Here is a 298-nt window from a genome sequence, read left to right as displayed (position 1 = left end):
GAGCGCAGCCGCAAAGCCGTCTCCGAAGCCGATGTCGCCCTGATTCTGATTCACCCGCGCGAAGGCGTGAACGCCAAAACCCAAGCCATTTTGAACAGCCTGCCCGAAGGTGTGAAAAAAATCGAAATCCACAACAAAGCCGACCTGACCGGCGAACCCGTCGCCATCCGTTCAGACGGCCTCGCGCAAACCGGCGCGGACACCGTCATCAGCCTGTACGCCATAACCGGCGCGGGTCTCGATTTGCTCAAACACGCACTGTTGCAGGTAATCGGCTGGCAGGGCGAAAGCGAAAGCC

The 298-nt window shown here is 59.7% G+C and carries 1 pseudogene; it reads left to right on the top strand.

Annotation, left to right across the window (positions count from 1 at the left end):
• Window positions 1–298: pseudogene (locus tag ACTHSP_RS23545) on the top strand (tRNA uridine-5-carboxymethylaminomethyl(34) synthesis GTPase MnmE); the annotation flags it as partial.

This window comes from Neisseria sp. P0001.S005 (assembly GCF_051963715.1).
Note: the sequence above shows the minus strand (reverse complement) of the source record. Positions and strands in the feature narration are given on the sequence as shown.